Origin of the sequence: Candidatus Paracaedimonas acanthamoebae (assembly GCA_017307065.1) — a bacterium.
Lineage (GTDB): Bacteria > Pseudomonadota > Alphaproteobacteria > Caedimonadales > Caedimonadaceae > Paracaedimonas > Paracaedimonas acanthamoebae_A.
The window spans coordinates 1-1,510 of the sequence record JAFKGL010000002.1 but is presented as its reverse complement, the minus strand read 5'-3'; the positions used below and the strand labels follow the sequence as shown (position 1 = coordinate 1,510).

1 protein-coding gene is annotated in these 1,510 nt (G+C 36.4%); it reads left to right on the top strand.

The window, feature by feature from the left end; genetic code table 11:
• Nucleotides 1–189 precede the first annotated feature (189 nt).
• Nucleotides 190–1,284 (top strand): Y-family DNA polymerase, encoded by a 1,095-nt coding sequence (locus J0H12_00025; GenBank protein ID MBN9412300.1) that lies wholly within the window; start codon nt 190–192, stop codon nt 1,282–1,284.
• Nucleotides 1,285–1,510: the final 226 nt, after the last annotated feature.

The window sequence follows — 1,510 nt, the reverse complement described above, 5'->3', positions numbered from 1 at the left end:
TTCATCCTAATTGCCATAGGCAAGTTCATAACCAGCTAGAGCCGCGTCTTTTGAAAGGCGTTCAAGAGGCTTGAGCCGAATGCGGGGAAACTCGCCTGTTCGGTTCTTAGGGGAGGGAACGGCAGTAATGTCATTCTCTTACCCGACGCCATTGCAAGATCTAATGAAGCTAAAAACTTAGGGATTAAGATGGGTGAGCCTTATTTTAAGTTTAAAGAAATTGCTCAAAAGTTTGATATAGCTATCTTTTCTTCAAATTATACACTCTATCAAGACTTCTCTAATCGAATTATGGCTTTATTAAAATCTCAAGTCCCTATCATGGAAGTCTATTCCATTGATGAGGCATTTCTGGATTTAACAGATATCCCTCAGGATCAACTCATTACCTTTTGTCAGCACTTAAAAGAGCAAGTGCGGCAATATTTAGGAATTCCAATTTCAATTGGCGTCTCTTTAACTAAAACACTTTCTAAGGTTGCTAATCACTTTGCAAAAAAATCTGAAGGAATATTTATTCTACTCGATGAAAAGGAGATCAATACTTTTTTAAGTCGTTTACCTGTAAATGAGGTTTGGGGCATCGGCTACAATCATACAAAATACCTGATTGCGCAAGGAATTGATACAGCCCTTAAGCTTAAGGAAGCGCCTCCTAAATGGATACGCCAAAAAATGAGTGTGGTTGGCGAGCGAATTGTAACCGAACTTAATGGAAACATTTCTTATGAACTTGAACAAGAATTAAATTCTAAGAAGATGATTACAGTTTCACGCTCCTTTCCAAAAGATGTTACCTCTTATGAAGAATTAGAATTTGCAATCTGTTCTTTTATTGAAAAAGCTGTTGAGAAGCTGCGAGAAGAAAAAATGCTTGCCCAAAAGTTGGGGATTTTTATTAAGACCAATCGTTTTAGTGAAGGAGCATACTATAGTAATTTTCAGCTGATGACGCTTGATGTTGCAAGTCATTATACTCCTTCTTTTATTACGGCAGGTAAAAAGGCTTTAAAAGCTATTTATAAACCTTCCCTTGCTTATAAAAAGGCTGGAGTATGCCTCTTGGATTTAAGTTCTCATGAAGAATTTCAGGGTTCCTTTTTTAGCCCTGTTTCTCCAAAAAAAGAGCAATTAATGCTAACGCTGGATAAACTTAATCAAAGGTATGGAAAAAGAACAATTAGTTATGGTGCTATTAATCAAGAAGCAACTTCAATCACACAGCGCCAATTCCTTTCACCTCACTACACAACACAGTGGAATGATATTCCTAAAGTTAAATAACTTAATATCATTTATTTTTATTCTTCTGCTTTTAGAATAAGTATGGAGAGTATGTGTTAGACCGTAGCCTGATTAAATAAAACTTCTTAGCGTAATGGGATGGACTCCTCGGATTAATAGAGGCACGATTGTTAATGCCTGAATGATTCGAAACAACGAGCAAAGGAACCCATCATGACTATGACTATCCTTGGTATTGATATTGCAAAAAATATCTTTCAATTAC

Bases quoted from the DNA above. Each gene is read 5' to 3' on its own strand.
- J0H12_00025 (MBN9412300.1), top strand. From the start codon at position 190: ATGGGTGAGCCTTATTTTAAGTTTAAAGAAATTGCTCAAAAGTTTGAT.